At 63.9% G+C, this 18,571-nt stretch carries 11 protein-coding genes; 4 read left to right on the forward strand and 7 right to left on the reverse strand.

Going from position 1 to position 18,571, the window contains the following annotated elements; all coding sequences use genetic code 11:
* Nucleotides 1-786: 786 nt before the first annotated feature.
* Nucleotides 787-1,047, reverse strand: coding sequence for a hypothetical protein (locus H7688_RS09710; protein WP_183360889.1), 261 nt, complete (start codon nt 1,045-1,047; stop codon nt 787-789).
* Nucleotides 1,048-1,314: 267 nt separating this feature from the next.
* Nucleotides 1,315-4,107 (reverse strand): phosphoenolpyruvate carboxylase, encoded by a 2,793-nt coding sequence (locus H7688_RS09715; RefSeq protein WP_183360890.1) that lies wholly within the window; start codon nt 4,105-4,107, stop codon nt 1,315-1,317.
* A gap of 534 nt (nt 4,108-4,641) precedes the next feature.
* Between H7688_RS09715 and H7688_RS09720 the strand changes: the two genes are divergently transcribed.
* Nucleotides 4,642-7,269, forward strand: coding sequence for a hybrid sensor histidine kinase/response regulator (locus H7688_RS09720; RefSeq protein WP_183360891.1), 2,628 nt, complete (start codon nt 4,642-4,644; stop codon nt 7,267-7,269).
* A 99-nt stretch (nt 7,270-7,368) separates the two neighbouring features.
* Here H7688_RS09720 and H7688_RS09725 read toward each other — a convergent pair whose 3' ends face one another.
* The 3 genes from H7688_RS09725 to H7688_RS09735 form a co-directional block, all read right to left on the reverse strand.
* Nucleotides 7,369-7,869 (reverse strand): hypothetical protein, encoded by a 501-nt coding sequence (locus tag H7688_RS09725; protein ID WP_183360892.1) that lies wholly within the window; start codon nt 7,867-7,869, stop codon nt 7,369-7,371.
* A gap of 23 nt (nt 7,870-7,892) precedes the next feature.
* Nucleotides 7,893-10,310, reverse strand: coding sequence for a glycoside hydrolase family 78 protein (locus tag H7688_RS09730; protein WP_183360893.1), 2,418 nt, complete (start codon nt 10,308-10,310; stop codon nt 7,893-7,895).
* A gap of 474 nt (nt 10,311-10,784) precedes the next feature.
* Complete coding sequence (locus H7688_RS09735; RefSeq protein WP_183360894.1) at nt 10,785-11,150, reverse strand: hypothetical protein; 366 nt, start codon at nt 11,148-11,150, stop codon at nt 10,785-10,787.
* 316 nt (nt 11,151-11,466) lie between these two features.
* On the opposite strand from H7688_RS09735, the gene H7688_RS09740 reads away from it, so the two are divergent.
* Together H7688_RS09740 and H7688_RS09745 are read left to right on the forward strand one after the other, a co-directional pair.
* Nucleotides 11,467-13,152, forward strand: coding sequence for a B12-binding domain-containing radical SAM protein (locus H7688_RS09740; RefSeq protein WP_183360895.1), 1,686 nt, complete (start codon nt 11,467-11,469; stop codon nt 13,150-13,152).
* 229 nt (nt 13,153-13,381) lie between these two features.
* Nucleotides 13,382-13,618 (forward strand): hypothetical protein, encoded by a 237-nt coding sequence (locus tag H7688_RS09745; protein WP_183360896.1) that lies wholly within the window; start codon nt 13,382-13,384, stop codon nt 13,616-13,618.
* A 4-nt stretch (nt 13,619-13,622) separates the two neighbouring features.
* On the opposite strand, the gene H7688_RS09750 is transcribed toward H7688_RS09745, so the two are convergent.
* On the reverse strand, nt 13,623-15,077 hold the full coding sequence (locus H7688_RS09750; protein WP_183360897.1) for an aminoacyl-histidine dipeptidase: 1,455 nt from the start codon (nt 15,075-15,077) through the stop codon (nt 13,623-13,625).
* Nucleotides 15,078-15,300: 223 nt separating this feature from the next.
* Here H7688_RS09750 and H7688_RS09755 point away from each other — a divergent pair, with 223 nt between their 5' ends.
* Nucleotides 15,301-17,796 (forward strand): response regulator, encoded by a 2,496-nt coding sequence (locus H7688_RS09755; protein ID WP_183360898.1) that lies wholly within the window; start codon nt 15,301-15,303, stop codon nt 17,794-17,796.
* 196 nt (nt 17,797-17,992) lie between these two features.
* On the opposite strand, the gene H7688_RS09760 is transcribed toward H7688_RS09755, so the two are convergent.
* The gene (locus H7688_RS09760; protein ID WP_183360899.1) at nt 17,993-18,466 is read right to left on the reverse strand and encodes a GreA/GreB family elongation factor; all 474 of its coding nucleotides are present in this window, start codon (nt 18,464-18,466) and stop codon (nt 17,993-17,995) included.
* Nucleotides 18,467-18,571 lie beyond the last annotated feature (105 nt).

Here is an 18,571-nt window from a genome sequence, read left to right on the forward strand (position 1 = left end):
CTGCTTGCATCTGCCTATTTGGTTCCTTCATTCACTTCACGCCCACCGCGTTTATCGGTGCAGCCCCTCATTGGCCCGGCAGCCTGCCGGGTTCCTGGTCCCTGCCAACATCTGCCGAAACGGCGGAGCGTTCTATTACCTTAGGCTCTTATCAACTCCCAGTAGAAGCCGATAGCAGTTCTCCCGAGCAGATAGCGGTTTCCTAAAGCGGATAGCTATTTCAGCGAGCCCATAGCAATTTCCGTGAGTTGATAACTATTCCGGCTAGCCGTTACTATTTCCGAAAGCCGATAACCCCATTTCTGCAAGCCGACAACTATTCCTGCTAGCCGATAACTATTCCCGAGAACCGGCAGCTATTTCCGCGAGTCGATAACTATTCCCGAGAGCCAATAGCTATACCTTCGGGCCGATAACTATTTCTGTTCGCCAGCAACTATTTCTGTTCGCCAGCAACTATTTCTGTTCGCCAGCAACTATTTCTGGGAGCCGATAACCATTTCTGCAGGCCGATGACTATTTTTGAGAGCCGATAACTGTTTCCGCGAGCCGACACCTTTTTCTACAGGCGGATAACTATTTCCGCACGCGGGGTAGCTACTTCCTCAAGCCGATGACTTTTTTTACCAACGGAGAACTATTTCCACGAGCGACAAGACAGATTCCCGTGGTGAACATCAGATTCCTCCTCCCAATCCCCTATTCCCTGCTTCAGCACATAGAAAAGCCCGCGGAGTCGAAGCTGCGCGGGCTCTGTTGTTCATGATTGCCTACCGCTTGGTCGGATTAGGTCCGCGTCAGCGGGTCTACCGTAAGGCCTGCCTCCTGGTGGTGTGTCGGGATCTGCTGTACCAAGTCGGCACCACGCACCACTCTCAGTAGCGCGATGACCAAGACGATTGCCATGACCACGATGATGAAGATGAAAGTTGCACGATTCTCGGTCGGAGCATTAACCCCGCGTGGTCCGCTGCCCGGTTGATCTTTGTGGCCGATATCGTCAGTTGCGTCCCTCTCTCCTTTCCTGTGCTCGAACAAGTGTGCCATACCGCCTCCTCCCGCCAGCCGGTCAATCGTCCTGCGGCCGACGGATTCGGGTCCTCCGGTTTGTATGAAGCTCCTACCTAAATTGTGGGACGCCTATTGTTCAGGTGCAAGAGAAAAGGCAGGGACTGGGGGCTGGTCGGGAGAATGGTGGCGGGCTGGTGCCGGCTTTTTGTTGGTTAATTCTGCAGTGGTGGAGATGGCAGCCCCCTCACCCCCTCCCCTCTCCCAGGGGGCGAGGGGGGCTCATTGTCCATCGTCAATTGGGCCTCACCCGGTATTTCTTAAACCCGAGGCAATGCCGTTGATAGTTGCCGCCAGCACGAAGTCGATGTCGCCGTCACCCTGGCCGGCTCGTCTGCGCCGCAGGAGCTCGATCTGGATCAGGCTGAGCGGGTCGACGTAGGGGTTTCTGAGCTTGATGGACCGGGCCAACGCCGGGGTCTGCTCTAACAGGGCCTGCTGGCCGGTGATCTGCAGGATGTGACGCCGGGAGCGCTGGAACTCCTCGACGACCATCCCGAAAACGCGCTCCCTCAAGGCCTGGTCGCTCACCAGCTCGGCATAGAGACTCGCCAGGGGGAGATCGACCTTGGTGAGCGCCAACTCCACGTTGCGGATCAGGTCGTTGAAGATGGGGACCTTCACGAGCATCTCCTGTAAAATCCGCAGGCCGTCGGGCTCCTCTGCCAGGAATCGCTCGACGGCCCAGCCAACACCGAACCAGGCCGGAATCACGTGCCGGCTCTGCATCCAGCCAAAACCCCAGGGAATCGCCCGCAACTCGCTCAGCTCGCGGCTCCCCCCACGCTTGGCGGGCCGGGAACCGATCTTCGCAAGATCGAACTCCAAAAGCGGGGTCGCCTGCTCCAGGTAGGGCATGATGTCGGGGTTCTCGGCGATGTGCTCGCGGTAATAGCCGTAGGAAGCCTCGGAAAGCCGCTCGAGGGTCGCCTCCCAGGGGAGTTCGGCGGGCGGCTGCAGCTGCGGGGCGAGTACCCGCGAGGTGAGGCTTGCCGCCACCATGAGCTCAAGGTTGCGCTCGGCGAGGATGGCGTCGGAATACTTCCAGTTGATGACCTCACCCTGCTCGGTGAGCCGCACGGCGCCGCTGAACCCTTCGGGGGGCTGCGCGGTTATGGCGCGGTAGGTCGGTCCGCCGCCGCGCCCCACGGTGCCGCCGCGCCCGTGGAAAAGCCGCAGGGTGACGCCACACTCGACTGCCACCTGCTGCAGGGCGCGGTGCGCCTTGTAGATCTCCCAGGTGCTGGTCAGCATGCCGCCGTCCTTGTTGGAATCGGAGTAGCCGAGCATCACCTCCTGGCGCCGTCCCCAGGAGTCGAGGTAGCGCGCGTAGTCGGGGCTCTGCCAGAGTTCCCGGCAGATCTGAGGCGCGTTGTGCAAATCGTTGATCGATTCGAAAAGCGGTACCGGCATAACACCCGGATCGCGCCCGTCGGCGCTCGCCGCGACCTGAACACCACAGAGTTCCATGAGCCAGATAAGCGAGGCTACGTCGTTTCCGGACTCGGAGCCGCTGATCACGTAGCTCGTGATCGCCTCGGGGGGATAGCTCCGTTTGAGCTCGGCCAGGGTGCGCAGGGTGTCGAGCAACGTGATGGTCTCGGGCGCCGCCCCGGCACCCTCCCCTGCCCCAGCTAAACCGAGGTCCTTACCGTGCGCGAGATCCTCGACTGCCCGGGTGTGTACCTTGGCGTGCTGCCGGATGTCCAGGGTATGCAGGTGGAACCCGAAGGTGTCGACCTGGCGCAACAGCGGATCGAGGTAGTGATAGGCCATCCGGTCGCCGCCGCGCTCGGCGAGACTTTGACGCACCAGCTTCAGATCGGCGGCGAAGGCGGCCGCGTCGGGATACCCCTCGGGATCGTGCGGGCCCAGCCGGGTAGCCTGCAGCCGGTGCAGCACCAGGGCCAGGAAACGCCGGTACTGCTCGCACTCCGGGTAGCCCGCAATTTTGGGGGCGAGCGCCGGATACTCGCGACAGTAGCGCTCGGTCGCTTCGGAAACTTCGGGTGCGAAGGCGACCCGGCAGCTGGACATGGTGAGCAGTTCGCGCAATTCATCGATCTGGGCGAGGTAGTAGGAGAGGATGGTTTCGCGCGCCAGGCGCAGCGCCTCGCCGGTGGTCTGGGTGGTGACAAAGGGGTTGCCGTCCCGGTCGCCGCCGGTCCAGGAGCCGAAGCGGATCACGGTGGGGAGCTCGGTGGCGCTCAGGTCCAGGTCGTACACCTCCCGGAAGGCGTCGGCCAGGTCCTGGTAGAAATGCGGCAGGGGCTGGATCAGCGAACCCGGGTAGTGGTTCAGGCTCATCCGGATCTCGTCGTGCACGGTGGGCTTGGTGCGGCGCACCTCGTCGGTCTGCCAGAGGGCGGTGATCTCGGTGAGGATCTCCCCCTGCCCGTGGGCCGCGGCGTGCGGGGTAAGCGGGAGCCGGTCCAGCTCCTCGAGAATCCGGGCAATGCGCCGGCGCTTGTAGAGTACCACCCGGCGCGCGACCTCGGTCGGATGCGCGGTAAAGACGGGAACCACCTCGACGTGCCCGAGCTGCTGCAGCGCCTCTTCCCCGGTAAGTCCCGCCTCGCGCAGGCGGCGCAGCGTGCCGCGCAGGGAGCCGGGCTTGTCGTGGTCTTCGGTACTGAGGCGCGCGGCGGTGAGCCGACGCTTGCGGTGGTTCGTCTCCGCCAGGTTGGTCAGTTCGAAGTAGGTCCCAAAGGCCTTGACGATGTGGTAGGCGTCGGCCACGGACATGCCGCGCACCAGCGCGACCATGCGCTCGATGATCCGGCGCCCTTCTTCGCTGGCGCCGGCCTCGACATCGCCGTCGTAGAGCTGGCGCAGCCGGATCGCCAGGTGGCGCAGCTCTTCTTCCGCTTCGTAGACCGCGACACCCGCCTGTTCGCGGATCACGGTGCCAAGGAGCATCCCCAGCGAGCGCACGTCGTGCTTGAGCGGGCGATCCTTGAGCGTGGGATCGCTGCCGGTCAGCTCATCGAGCCGCGCGCGCTGGTCCCGGACTACCCAGTACAGTTCCCGATCGCTCATACTCCCCTCCTTGATCCTCGGTGTTCGAAGCTGCCAGCACCCGGCTTCTCCGCATGTGCGAGGAGGACCGGGGGCTTCCCATTAAAAGGGACGATCCAAGGATAACTGGTCCTGGCGGATAGGCAATGAGGGTGGTGATGGAGACAGGTCGGTAGATCTGGAGCGATTAAGGCAAATCCCCCCTGTCCCCCCTTTTTCAAAGGGGGAGGAACGTGAGGCCGCCTGCAAGCGCTGGGAACGGACCCTCTTGAGGCTTCCCCAGAACCTCTATAAAAGGAGAGGACGCGGGGCCGACAGCGATCGCGGGACAGGGACCTTATCCTCGAGCCGGTACTTATCAGCACATTGCACTGGACAAGAAACCAATTTGAACGTATGTTCTGACGTCTAACTATCAATAATTACTGGATGGAATCGGGCCTGACGTTCCCGGAACGTCTCGGGCCCGTCACGCGCCGGCTTTAACCTCTAAAGGGAGTTTTGCTTTCAGCCGAAACGGATAGTGGAGCAAATCACCCTTATGAGACAGGTGACATGGAACAGGTTCCCGAACTCCGACAGAAAAAAGACGCCCTGGCTTCGCGCCGCTTCCTGATGCGGCTCATGACCGGGGTGCTGGTCGTCCTGGTCTCCGTGACCGGGCTGGCCGTGCTGTCCCTGTACCGCAGCAAACAGCAGTACGACAGCCGGATCGCGGTACAGACCCAGAACCTGGCCCAGTCGCTCAACTTAAGCCTCACCGGGATCCTGGACAAGGCGAGCGTCGCCATCTTCGCCGTCAAAAAGGAACTGGAGCAGCAGGCCCAGACCGGCGGCGTCAACCCGGAACGGATCCACAACTACCTCGCCGAGCACAAGGCACGCCTCCCCGAGGTGGACGGGCTCAGGGTCGCCGATGCCCAAGGCTTCATCCGCTACGCCGACCACAGCACCGACCTCCCCCGCATCAACCTGAGCCACCGCGACTACTTCAAGGAACTGCGCGACAATCCGCAACGCAGGGTCGTCATCGGCAAGCCGGTCCTTGGCATGCTCTCCAAGAAGTGGCAGGTCTTGATCGCCACCCGGGTGGACAACCCGGACGGCAGCTTCGCCGGCATCGCCTACGCGGCAATCTCCCTCGATTACCTCTCCCGCCTCTTCGCCACGCTGGACCTGGGACACGACGGGGTGATCAACCTGCGCGACCGGGACCTCCACGTGGTGGTGCGCTACCCGGACATTTCCGGCAACCCGACGGTTGGGAGCAAGCTGGTATCGCGCGAGCTGAAGGCCCTGGTCGGCGCGGGTCGCAACAAGGGGACCTACCAAAGCAAGGGGAGTGTCGACCCGATAGAGCGCGTGATCTCCTTCCAGAAGCTCCCCGACTACCCTCTGTACATCGCCGCCGGCCTCTCGATCAGCGAGAACCTGGCCCCCTGGTACCAGGAGGTCAAGGGGACCCTGGCGCTGTGCCTTCTCTTGAGCGCCATCCTCTCCTTGAGCGCCCTTTTGCGCTACCGCAAATACCAGCAGGAGAAGCTGGGGGAGCGCCGGCTGAGCGAGTACCAGGAACAGCTCGAGGAGACGGTACAGCTGAGAACGAGCGAGCTGGAGCTGCGCAACCGGCAGCTTGCCGACGAGATCGGGCTGCGCAAACAGGCCGAGGCGGAACTGGAAAAGGCGGCGGTCATCATGCAGAAGATGTCGGACGTGGTGCTCTGGGTGTCGGCGGACGGAAAGATCCTCTACGCCAACGACGCGGCCTCCAAGCTGCACGGCTACAGCGGCGAGAACCTGCGCCGCATGACGGTGCTCGACCTCAACCCGAATTTCGATGCAGCCTCGTGGCAAAGCCACTGGGAGGATCTCAAGCGCGAGGGGACCCTGACCATCGAGACGCTGAACCGCAGCCTCAGCGGCCGGGAGTTCCCCGTGGAGGTGACCGCGAACTACCTGTGCCTGGACGGCGCCGAGTTCAACTGTGCCATCATCCGGGACATCACCGAGCGCCGGGAGGCCGAGGGTGAGAAGCAGCTCCTCATGCAGCAGCTCTTCCAGGCCCAGAAGATCGAATCGGTGGGGCGGCTGGCCGGCGGGATCGCCCACGACTTCAACAACCTGCTCACCCCGATCCTGGGGTATGCCGAACTCCTCAAGATGGACCTGCCACCCGAGGGGAACCACTACCGCCGGGTCGACCTGATCACCCAGGCCGGCGACAAGGCGAAGGTGCTCATCAAGCAGCTCCTCGGGTTCGGACGCCAGCAGGTCCTGGACATGAAGCTGGTGGACGTAAACGAGGTGGTGCGCGACTTCTACGAGATTCTGCGCCGGACCATCAGGGAGAGCATCGACATCCGGCTCTCCCTGTGCCAGGAGTCCCTCGGGGTGCGCGCCGATGTGAACCAGCTGGAGCAGATCGTCATGAACCTCGCGGTGAACGCCCAGGACGCCATCGGGGACAGGGGGGCGATCCGTATCGAGACGGCCCGGATTGTGGTGGACCAGGAGTACGCCCGCCAGCACGCCGAGGCAAGTCCGGGGGAATACCTGATGCTCGCGGTGATCGACAACGGCAGCGGCATGAGCGAGGAGATCCGCTCGCACATCTTCGAGCCGTTTTTCACCACCAAGGGGATCGGCAAGGGGACCGGGCTGGGACTGGCCACCATCTACGGGCTGGTCAAGCAGCACAACGGCCACATCTCGGTCGAGAGCGAGCCGGGGCGCGGCACCGTCTTCAAGGTCTTTTTACCGGTGACCGGCGAGGCCCGGGAGGCGGCAGTACCGGTACCGGAGCGCCTGCCGCGGCAACGGGCGCGCGAGGCGCGGCTTTTACTGGTGGAGGACAGCGAGGTGGTGCGGGACATGGTGGCGGATCTCATGGTGAGTTCCGGCTACCGGCCGCTGGTCGCTGCAACGCCGATGCAGGCCTTGCGGCTCGCGCACCAGCACGACATCGACCTGATGGTGACCGACGTGGTGATGCCCGACATGAGCGGGCCGGAACTGTACCGGGAGCTCGTGAAGATCCGACCCGAGGCGAAGGTGCTCTACATGTCCGGGTACACCTTCGACGTGGAGGTGGAGGGGCGCGACCTGGACGAGGGGATCCACTTCCTGCAGAAGCCCTTCGCGGTGAACGACCTCACCGACAAGATCGATACCATCCTGGGGTAGGTGCCGGCTGCGGCCCAATCCAACAAAAAGGGGGACTGCCATGCGGCAGCCCCCTTTTTGTTGGAGCCCTGCACCCGGAAGACCCGGGCCGCGCCCCCCTTAGGGGAGGACGACCTGCAGCGACGCGGTGACGCCGGATACCGGCTGCAGGAACAGGTCGGAGGCGTTCAGTTCGGTCAGCAAGAAGTCGTCGGCAACGGGACGGGCTCCCGTGGCCAGATTGCAGGTCACCGTCGCGAACTCCCCGTTGCCAAAGCCCGCTGCAAGATTGCTGCTCACCACGATGGCGATGGTGGCCCTGGCAGCGCCGGACGCGGGGACGTAGACGGACGGTCCCACCGTCCCCGGTACCGCTATTCCGGATACCGCCACCACCCCGTTGGCGACCCCGGTCTCGCTGGCCGTCACGCTTACCCCGGCGGGGAGCGTCACCTTGACGGCTGCCCCCGCCAACGGGACCGCAGCCCCCGCGAGGCTTATCCGCAGTACCGCCTTGGCAGAAGGGGTGCTATCCGTCGCGACGCCACCAGAATCGCCGCAACCGGCCATGCTTAAAACAAGCGGAATCAACGCGAGTACACCAAAGAACAGACGTTTCATGGGTAGTCTCCTTGCCACGCGTGTCAAAGGCTGAACATCCTGCGCAGGATGCCGATCACGTCGAAGATATCGATCTTGCCGTCACCCTTGGAAAGCCCGGTTGCGGGGTCCAGCGGGGCGATGTCCCCGGTGTCCAGGTCGGCGTCGGTCGCCGTGAGGGCACCGGTCACGATGCGCACGGCCTTGAGGGCGTCGACAAGCGTCGGAATGCTCCCTTCCGTGGCAAGTATGCCGTTACGCAGCGGTGCCCGGAAAGGGACCTCGGTCCAAGCGCCCCAGGCCTTGCCGTCGAAGAGCCGGACGCGCAGGTAATAGACGGTGCCGGGGACCAGGAGCTCCCCGTTGTAGCGCACCACGCTACTCGCACCGGTGAAGGTGATTGGGCTCCACATGATGTTGCCGGTGGCAGCGGCGCCGGTCCAGACCTGGACGTCGAAGGCGGTCTGGGCGTCCTGGGTCGGGCTGTAGTAGCTCCAGCGGATGTTCCCCCCCAGCGAGGAGAGCCCGCCGGCGGGGATGCTGGGTGGCACGTGATCGGGGAGGCCGGACCACTTGAATTCGGTCCAGCGGTTGCGCTCGCCGGAGCCGAAGTAGAGGGCCTGGCTGTCGACGGCTGCGACCAGATCTTTGATGTCGCTACCGCCTCTCATGTCGATGGCCGTGGCGAGCACACCGGTGATGCTATCGACCGTCATGCCGACGTAGTCGATATAGGCCGACTCGTAGCGGTAGTCCTGCCAGATGCGCACCTTGAACTCGCCGCTGGGGTCGGGGAGATAGGAGGAGAGGTCGAAGACCTTGGTTTCCATATTGGACGAGCTGGTGGAAGTAAAGGAAACCGCGTCACGCTGGACCCAGGTGGTGCCGTTCCAGGTATAGATGAAGAAGGTGTCGCCATGGGGGATGTAGTACCCTTCGCTCACCAGGAGGAAATCCCGCGCCTGGCCATCGGCAAGCGGAGGGGCCGTGAAGGAGGCGCCGAAGGCGTTGCCGCTCCCCATCTGCACGGACTGGCCGTCGGCGGCGTTGAGGACCTCCCGTACGTCCCGGCCGCCGTAGCTCGCCGCAGCGAGGTTCAGCTCGGTCACGCCAAAGGGAGGCTGTGCCCCCGGCGACAGGGCCACCAGGTCGACCTCGTGGAACTTTACGTCGTGGGAGATGGAACTCAGACGCATCTTGAAGGGCTGCGGCGGGTCGGGGAGGTACCGGGTGACATCGAAGGCCCCCACGGACCAGTCGAAGCGCGGGTTGAGCCGGCCGATCTCCTGCCAGGAACCGGCGGGACCGGCAACCTGGAGCAGCACGGCGGGGGGCTCGGTGTAGGGGACGGCATCCCCCTCGCCCCGGATGAACCCCTTGATGCGCAGGACCACCCGGGCTCCACCGGCAGGATCGACGGCCGGGAAGCTCACATCGAGGTAGTCCCCGCCATAGGCTTGGTATCCGGCATTGTTCGCAGTCGCCACCAATCCCCGGACCTCGCCGCCCACCTTGTTCAATGCCGAAAGGGGTGCGAGGAGAGCCGCCGGCTTGTAGGCGGCAAGGGTGCCGTGGCTGTCCGGGGCCACCGCCACGTCCGGGGCATGATCGATGGTCTTGAGGGCGAGGTAGTCGGTCCAGGAGTCCTCCGCCTCAAGCTCGCGCACCTCGATCCGGTACTGCCCATCTTGCGGGACGAGCGGTTTCTGGAGCAGGTAGAAGTCGCGCTGCTTCCCTGCCACGCCGCGGGCCACCGAGTAGATGTCGTTGTCCTGAACGAAACGGGTGCCGTCCCAGGTGAAGGCCCAGGGGCAAGAGGCATAGTCGGCAGGGTCCTCCCAAGCCCGCAGGGTGAGGGTCTTGGAGGGGGTCGGGAGGTCGACGATGGTAATAGCCACGTCGTCGAGATAGAACCCCACGTCCGCGGCGTCGCTCGCCATGAAGCAGTAAAAGCGCAGGTTGACGGTCTGCCCCGCGAACTCCGAGATGTCCAGGTCGTAGCGCTGCCAGCCTCCGGCCATCTTCTCCAGGAGATGTGCCAGTTTTTTCCAGGTCTGCTTGTTGTCGCTGGAAATGTAGATGTCGCCGTAGCCTGCGTTGCTGGCCATGACGGCGACTTCGATGTAGGCGTGGAAGCTCAGCCTGGCGACCTGTCCGGCGGCCAGAGTGGGGATGGTGATGGCGGGAGAAACGACGTTGCCGGTACCCGAGGTGATGGCACTCAGGCTGGTGCCCCAGCACTTCTGACCGCCGTTACAGGCCGCGGGCCCTTCCGGTTTTGCCGCGGTGTTGGGGGCTCCGTACTGCCAGAACCCCTCGTCGGCCTGGTATTGGCCGTTGTCCTGTTCGAACCCGGTCGCGTAGATGACCCGCTCGGCGGCGAGGCCCTGGGTGGGCAAGATGGCGAAACACGTAAGGAGAGTCAAAAGTATCCGGTAGAGAAGAGGTCGTTTTGCGAACATAACTCAGCTCCTTTCTGCGGTTTTGAAAGCATCCTCGATGGTGTGCCGACCTGTTGTCGTGCGAAGCTACTCGATCCACCTCCTTTTTCTTCAGAAAAGACGTGCTGGCCCTTTCCCGTATCGCTATCGTTTCTGCTGCGGAAATCTTCGGGCGTGCAAAAATGCGCCTTTCCCGGCACCGAACGGGCGCGCCTTTTTTAAGGCGGGGAGAGCGGTACGGGTAACCTCAAAGACAACGCAGGGTAGCGGGATATAAGGAGATGTGACGCAAGTTACATGCCTTAGGGGATGTTGTTGATTGCAGGGAGATTAGCGGTGGGCGCATGCCAGAAACTGTAAGATCTTCCGACATCACCTGTAAGATTAATCGACACTACTTGTAGTGCCAGGGACGAGTGTAGGGGAAGGGGGCTGCCGGGAAGGGCCCGAGCCGGAGCCCACTGTCAGCAAAAGGGAGCTAAGGGACGAGCCTACTTACAGGAGGTATTCGCAGTAGACCTGGTCGAGCTCGCGGCGCCAGGCGGCGGCCGGGTTGGCTAGGTCGCGGCCGTGCTTTTCGGCGAGCAGTACGAACTCGAGCCTGGGCTCGATCTCTCCGAGCACGTCGACCACCAGCGCCGGGAGCAGCGGGCGACCTTCCTGGGCCTCTTCGGTACCTAGTTCGAACAAAAGCCTGGTGAGCCGGGGATCGTCCGGCGTAAGTTCGATGGTCCTGATGCGCTCGACCAGGGCGGCGCAGGTGATGAGCTCCTTGGCCCGGGCAGTTTCCACCAGCACCCTTCTCGCCTCGGACTTTGCCGCGTCCCAGACCCCGAGTTTGAACCCGTAGTTTCCCAGCATGACGTGTCTCCGTGTTCTTGGTTGAAAGCCGGGGCTTAGGGTATGATGTTCTTGGTGTTTTTGCAAGAGGGCATGAAGGACCAAAGCGACGAACAGGACAATGAAGACAACAATTGACGATGGACAATTGACAATTGACGATGGGCACGGCCCCAGCCCAGCCCAGCCCAGCCCCCAGTCCCCAGTCCCCAGTCCCCAGTCCCCAGTCCCCAGTCCCCAGTCCCCAGTCCCTAGTCCCTAGTCCCTGCCTTTAGCCCCTGCCTCATCCCCCGATTTTCCTTTCCCGTTTCCTGCCCGATGGGCTACAATCCGCGCCATGAAAATCGTCTTCGCCACCCTGCACGCCAAGTACGTGCACGCCTCGCTCGCCCTCCCCTATCTCGCCGCCACGGTGGCCGACCTCGAGGGGATCGAGTCGCAGATCCTGGAACTTACCGTGAACGAGCAACCGGACCAGCTCCTGGCCCGACTCTTCGCCACCAACGCCGACGCACTCTTCTTCTCGTGCTACATCTGGAACACCGAACTCACCCTGAAGCTCGCCAGCGACCTGAAACAGCTCGCCCCCCACTCCCGCATCGTCCTGGGGGGACCTGAGGTCTCTTTCGGCTCCTTCGAACTGATGGTCCGCAACCCCTCAATCGACTGCATCGTGCGCGGCGAAGGGGAACTCACCTGCCGGGAGCTGGTGAGCGCCTGGCGCGCTGGCACCCCGCTCGAGGAGCTGGCCGGCATCTGCTACCGCGAGGGGGACGAGGTGATCGCCAACCCGGAACGCTCGCCTATTTCCGACCTGGACAGCATCCCCTCGCCCTTCGCCGCCGGGCTCGTCGACCTCGAAAAGCCGCTGACCTACTACGAGACCTCGCGCGGCTGCCCCTTTTCCTGCGCCTTCTGCCTCTCCTCGGTGGAGCGCGGGGTGCGCTCCTTCTCCGCCCAACGGATCGAGCGGGACCTCGAGACGCTGATCGCCGCGGGGGCCCGCACCGTGAAGCTGGTAGACCGCACCTTCAACTACGACGCCCGGCGCGCCGACCGGATCTGGCGCTTCATCCTCGACAAGAACTGCCAGGCGACCTTCCACTTCGAGATCGCCGCGGAGCTCTTGACCGACGAGAACCTGGCGCTTTTGGCCCAGGTGCCGCCGGGACAGTTCCGCTTCGAGATCGGGGTGCAGTCGGCAGGAGAGGCGACGCTCGCCCAGGTGGAGCGGCAGATGAGCCTCGAGAAGCTGAACGAGCGGGTGTCCCGGCTGATCCGGGAGACCGAGGTCACCGTGCACCTCGACCTGGTGGCCGGACTTCCCGGGGAAGGGTTTCCCGGTTTTCTCGATTCGCTGCAGGGGCTCTTCGACCTTGCCCCGAACCACATCCAGGTGGAGCCGCTCAAGGTCCTCAAAGGAACCGCCATGCGCGGCATCGCCCGCCGCGAGGGGTACGCCTACGCGGAGGCGGCGCCCTACAAGATACTCACCACCCCGTGGCTCGACTTCTGGGAGGTCCGGCGCATCGAGACGGTGAGCCGGCTGGTGGAGCTCTTCTACAACTCCGGCCGCTTTGTCGCGAGCCTCGCGGTCCTGACGGAAAAGGCCCCCCTGTCGCGGGTGTTCGCCGAGGTGGCCGTCTGGTTCGAGGAGCGGGGACTGGTGGGGCAGCTCTCCCTGGCGCTCCTTTTCGAAAAGCTCTGGGAGTTTGCCGGGGAACGGCTGGCGGGGGAGGAGCGGGAACGCCTGCAGGACGCGCTCTGCTTCGATTACTGCCTGGTGGGGTATCCGGGAGGGGCGCGCCCTGCATTTTTCACGGCGCAGGAGGAAGCGGTCCAGGCGGGGGCGCCGGCAAAGCTCCCGAAGGGTGGGAAGGACGAGCGGGTACGCTACTATCGGCGCCGCTTTGCCCGGGACTACCGGCAGACGCCCTGGCAGGAGGGGGAGCTGGTGATCAGCTTCCTGTACCGCTCGGCACCGGGGGCGGGGCTCAGGGTGGAAGTGGGCGGGGACGCGTAAAACCGGCACGCGGATGACGCGGAAACCCGGGCAAAAAGGCAGGATTCAAACTGGGGGGAGAATCCCTTAAGCCGTTAGTTTTATCCGGTTTGTTTGCTTTGGTTTCCGCGTCATCCGTGTCCAGACGTTTTTTTAGGGTACCGAGGAGCTGCCACGCTTGCCAACGGGCCAAGGCCCTGAATACTTTATTGGCGATTTCCAACCTGTAAAAAAACAGGGACGGGTGGCCATGGAGTACTTCACGGCGACAAGCCTGCGCCGGGGCAGGATCTACCTGGACGGGAACTACCTCGGGGAAAACCGGGAGGGGGAGCTGCCACGCGTCTTTTGCTGCCCTCCCGGCCTGCACGACATCTGCTTCGAATTCCTGAACCACGGCGCCTGGCACCGCCACACCAGACGCCTGAGAATCGCCGGAACTACCCGGATCCTCCCGCTGGACATCCCCTTCATCTGCGCACTCTAGCCCGCTACCTCGCCTCCAGGATCGCTACCAGGAACGCCCAAAAGGTGCCGACGCTGTCGATGTAGATCTTCTCGTCGGGCGAATGCACCGCCTCGAGGGTGGGACCGAAGGAGATCATGTCCAGCCCTGGGACGCGCTCACCCAGGATGCCGCACTCAAGCCCCGCATGCACCGCCTTCACCTTGAGCTCGCGGTTGAAAACCTCTCGATAGCAGCGCTGGGCCGTCTTGAGGATCGGCGAGTCGAGGTTCGGCTTCCAACCGGGATAACCGTCGCTTTGCAGCACCTGGGCCCCACCCAGGGTGAGGAGCGCCGCGACGCCCTGGGCCACCTCCTCCAACCGCGAACCGACGGAACTGCGCTGGCTGGTCACCAGGGTGATCTCGCTGGCCGCGGTCTGCACCACGGAGACGTTACTCGAGGTCTCCACCAGCCCCGGGATGTCGGCACTCATGCGGATGACGCCGCTGGGAAGCGCCGCGATGCTCCGGCAGATGCGCTCCTGGTCCTCGATGCTCAAAACGCTGCCGGCCTGCGAAGGATCGGCGAGGATCAGCGTTACGGCGAGTTCGGGATCGACCGGCTGCAGCTCGGCCCTCAACTCCGCCTCGAAACCCGCCACCAGTGCCTGGGCCTCTTCGACGCGCGCCTTGGGGAGGTAGACAAGCCCCCGGCACTCGCGCGGGATGGCGTTACGCATCTTCCCGCCGTCCAGCGCCGAGAGGCGGGCACCCAACCCAGCCAGGCGCAGCACCACCCGGTTCAGGGTCTTGATGGCGTTACCCAGCCCCTTGTCGATGTCGAGCCCCGAATGCCCCCCCTTGAGCCCTTTCACCGCGAGCACCGCGGCCACGCTCTGCTCCGGCGCCTCCTCGAGCCTGGGGTGCCAGCTGCCGACCGTGTCCCTGCCGCCGGCACACCCGACGTAGACGGCCCCCTCCTCCTCGGAATCGAGGTTCAAAAGGATCCGGCTCTTGACCATGCCCGGGGTGAGGTTGAGCGCCCCGGTGAGCCCGATCTCCTCCTCCACCGTGAAGAGAAACTCGAGCGGGCCGTGCTTCAGGTTACCATCTGCCAGGACCGCGAGACTCGCGGCCACCCCGACGCCGTTGTCGGCACCCAGCGTGGTGCCGTTCGCCATGAGGACCGGACCGGAGCGAACCAGCTCGATGGGGTCCTGGAAGAAGTCGTGCACCTTGTCCTGGTTCTTCTCGCAGACCATGTCGAGGTGGGACTGCAGGCAGATGCCGGGCACCGCCTCCCGTCCGGGGGTCGCCGGCTTTCTCACCAGCACGTTGCCGCAGGCATCCATCTCCGCCTCGAGACCGAACTCTTCGGCTACCTGAAGGACGAAGCGCGCGGCCTGCTGTTCGTGCCGGGAGGGGCGCGGAATCCGCGACAGGGCGGCAAAGTAGTGCCAAAAAAGCTCGGGCTGCAATCCTTCGATGGCGTGGGACATGGGACTCTCCTGTAGATTTCGGGTACACGGCAACCGCCCCGTCTCGCGGTGCAGCAAGGGGTGAAGAGCTGCGGGGCGGCGGATGTGGCTCTAAAAGATACACTAAGAGCCGCACGAAGAAAAGCCCGCTCAGCTCCCTGTGGCACGTCAAACTAAACACTTGTCATCCGTGTGCCGAAGAGGTATGAAGATGCATCTTTTCCGACACCCGCGAGACGTTACGTTGAATTCAACCTCTGACAACCACGATGCCCGTCCATCCCGGCACTCCCGGCCGTTACGCAGCGTCCGCTCCGCGACTTTCGCTGCGCTGCTGGTCGCCCTTTTGTTCAGCGGCACGTCGATGTGGCTCTTTGAGAGCAAGCGCATCCAGAACCAGCGCCAGTCGGTCGCCGAGCTCACCCGCCAAGTCTCCTACGAAATCCAGGAACAGCTGAACCGCTCCCTTTCGGCAACCTACGCCCTTGCCGCCGTGATCCGCCAGGAAAACGGCGATCTCATAAACTTCCAGCAGCTCGCCCGGGAGATGCTGCAGCTCTACCCCGGGGTGAGCACGCTCATGATCGCACCGGGCGGGGTGATCTCGCAGGCGGTGCCGCTTAAAGGAAACGAGCGGGCGATCGGCCACAACATCCTCACCGACCCGCGGCGCAACAAGGAGGCGCTGCTCGCCCTGCATACCCGCCGGCTCACCCTGGCCGGACCGTTCCTGCTGGTCCAGGGGGGCGAGGCGGTGGTGGGGAGGCTGCCGGTCTACCTGACCGACCCGCGCGGCGAGCAGGTGTTCTGGGGGTTCAGCATCGCGCTGATCCGGATCCCGGTCTTTTTGAAGGAGGTCGGCGTCAAGCGGATCGCCGGCAACGACTGCAACTTCGAGATCTCGCGCCTGGACCCCGACCGGGGGCACCGGGTCGCCTTCTTCACGGCGGGAGCGCCGCTGTCCAACCCCATCAACCAGAAGATCGAGATCCCCAACGGGGAGTGGACCCTGTCGGTGGAGCCGGTCGGGGGGTGGTACCAGCCCCGGGTGATCGCGGTGGAGGTCGCGCTGGTGCTGTTGTTCAGCGCCCTGGTGGCGCTCGCGGTACACCGGCTGGCCCAGCAGCCGCTGCTCATGCAGCAGATGGTGGATGAGCGGACCCGCGAACTCTCCGAAGCGAACCTGGCCCTGAAGGCGGAGGTCAAGGATCGCGAACTGGCCCAGGAGGCCCTGGTCGCCTCGGAGCACAAGCTGCGCGCGATCTGCGCCGCGCTCACCGATGCCATCCTGATCGTCAACGCGGAGGGGCGCTACCTGGAGATCGCCAGCACCAGCTCCGGACGGCTCTACCGCCCCGCCTCCATGGTCGGCAAGACCGTCCACGACATCTTCCCCCGGGAAAAGGCCGATTTTTTCCTCAGCACCATCGGCGAGGCGCTCGGCACCGGCAGGACCGTTTCGGTTGACTACTCGCTGGTGCTCGACGGGGAAGAGGTCTGGTTCGCGGCCAACGTGTCGCCGTTTGCCGCGGACACCGTGGTCTGGGCGGCCCAGGACATAACCGAACGCAAGGTGGCCGAGGCCGAGCAACAAAGGCTGGAACAGCAGCTGTTGCACGCCCAGAAGCTGGAGAGCCTGGGAGTCCTGGCCGGCGGGATCGCCCACGACTTCAACAACATCCTGATGGCCATCATCGGCAACGCGGACCTCGCCCTGATGCGGCTGGGTGAAAACTCGCCGGTGGTGAAGAACCTGCAGCAGATCGAGCAGGCGGCGGCGCGTGCCGCGGACCTGACCCGGCAGATGCTGGCCTATTCGGGACGCGGCAAGTTCGTGGTCGAGGCGGTGGATCTGAACCGCCTGCTGACCGAGATGCTGCACCTGCTGGAAGTCTCCATCTCGAAGAAGGCACGACTGCGCCTGGAACTGGCCACGAACCTCCCCCCGATAGAGGTGGACGTGACCCAACTGCACCAGGTGGTGATGAACCTGGTGATCAACGCCTCGGAGGCAATCGGTGACCAAAGCGGCGAGATCGCCGTGAAGACCGGCATACTCCCTGCCGAGCACCCCTCCTTCAAGGAAGGGTGGTTTGCCGAGAACCTGGTACCCGGCCCCTACGTGCTGCTCGAGGTGAGCGACACCGGCTGCGGCATGGACGCGGAGACCTTGTCCCGGATCTTCGACCCCTTCTTCACCACCAAGTTCACCGGGCGCGGCCTGGGGATGGCGGCGGTGTTGGGGATCGTGCGCGGGCACCACGGCGCCATCAAGGTGCTGAGCGAGCCCGGCCAGGGGAGCGTCTTCAGGGTAGTGCTGCCGGCCAGCGTAAAGCTGGTCTCGGGAGACGGCCTGGAGCTGGGGGACCAGGCCTGGTGCGGCGAGGGAAGGGTGCTCCTGGTGGACGACGAGCAGACGGTGCGCGAGGTGGCGAGCGAGATGCTGGAAGAGTTGGGATTTTGCCCGATATTGGCCACGGATGGCCGGGAGGCCCTGGAGCGCTTCGGCTCGGAACCGGGGCTGCGCTGCGTGATTTTGGATCTGACCATGCCCCAGATGAGCGGGGAGGAGTGTTTCCAGGAGTTGCGCCGGCTCGACCCGGCGGTGCCGGTCTTTCTCTCCAGCGGCTACAGCGAACAGGAGATCGCCCCCCGGTTCTCGGGGTGCGGCCTGGCGGGTTTCATCCAGAAGCCCTACTCCCTGACGGCACTCAGGGAGCAGCTTAAGAAGCTGGGGTAACGGGGCAGGCGGGTAACGTTCGAGAGAAGATTTTTGCCACGGCGACACGGAGAGAGCAAATCCCCCCTGTCCCCCTTCGCAAAGGGGGGGACCTGAGGTGGGCTGCAACTCTTCGTGGCAACAGGTTGGCGGTTTAGGACGTGGCCAACCTGGAACCGAAAACTGGAACGTAGCGCTTAGAACTGGATCCCGTGGTTCACTTTGGCCTCGAGGAGGTGATGGACAGGATGGTCACCACGAGGTCGCCCGCCGGGCGGCGGATGGTTACCTCGTCGTCCACTTTTTTACCCATGAGTGCCTTCCCCACCGGGGAATCCACGCTGATCCGGCCGGCGTTCACGTCGAACTCGTCCGGCCCCACCAACTGGTAGCAACGCTCCTCCCCTTCCTCGTCTTCATAGCTCACCCAGCAGCCAAAGCTCACCGTGGTCGGGTTGAGCGGCGGATAGACCACCTTGAGCACCTTCAGCCGGTCCCCGAGATGCTTCAACTCCCGATCGATCTCCCTCAAACGTTTCTTGGAATAGATGTACTCAGCGTTCTCGGATCGGTCCCCTTCGGCGGCCGCATCGGCCATATTCTTCACCATATGCGGGCGCTCCTTCTCCCACAGATGGTCGTAGCGCTCCTGGAGGCGTCTGCGCCCCTCGGCGCTGATCATGTTGGTCATGGTTCCATCCCTTTCTAGGTGCTGCGTTTTTCGTTCCTGGTTCTACGTTTGAGGCTGCGGGTTCGGGCCGTCTCTCTCTAAAGGCCGGGCCCCTGGCGTCGCGGC

It is taken from the genome of Geomonas limicola, assembly GCF_014193675.1.
GTDB lineage: Bacteria > Desulfobacterota > Desulfuromonadia > Geobacterales > Geobacteraceae > Geomonas > Geomonas limicola.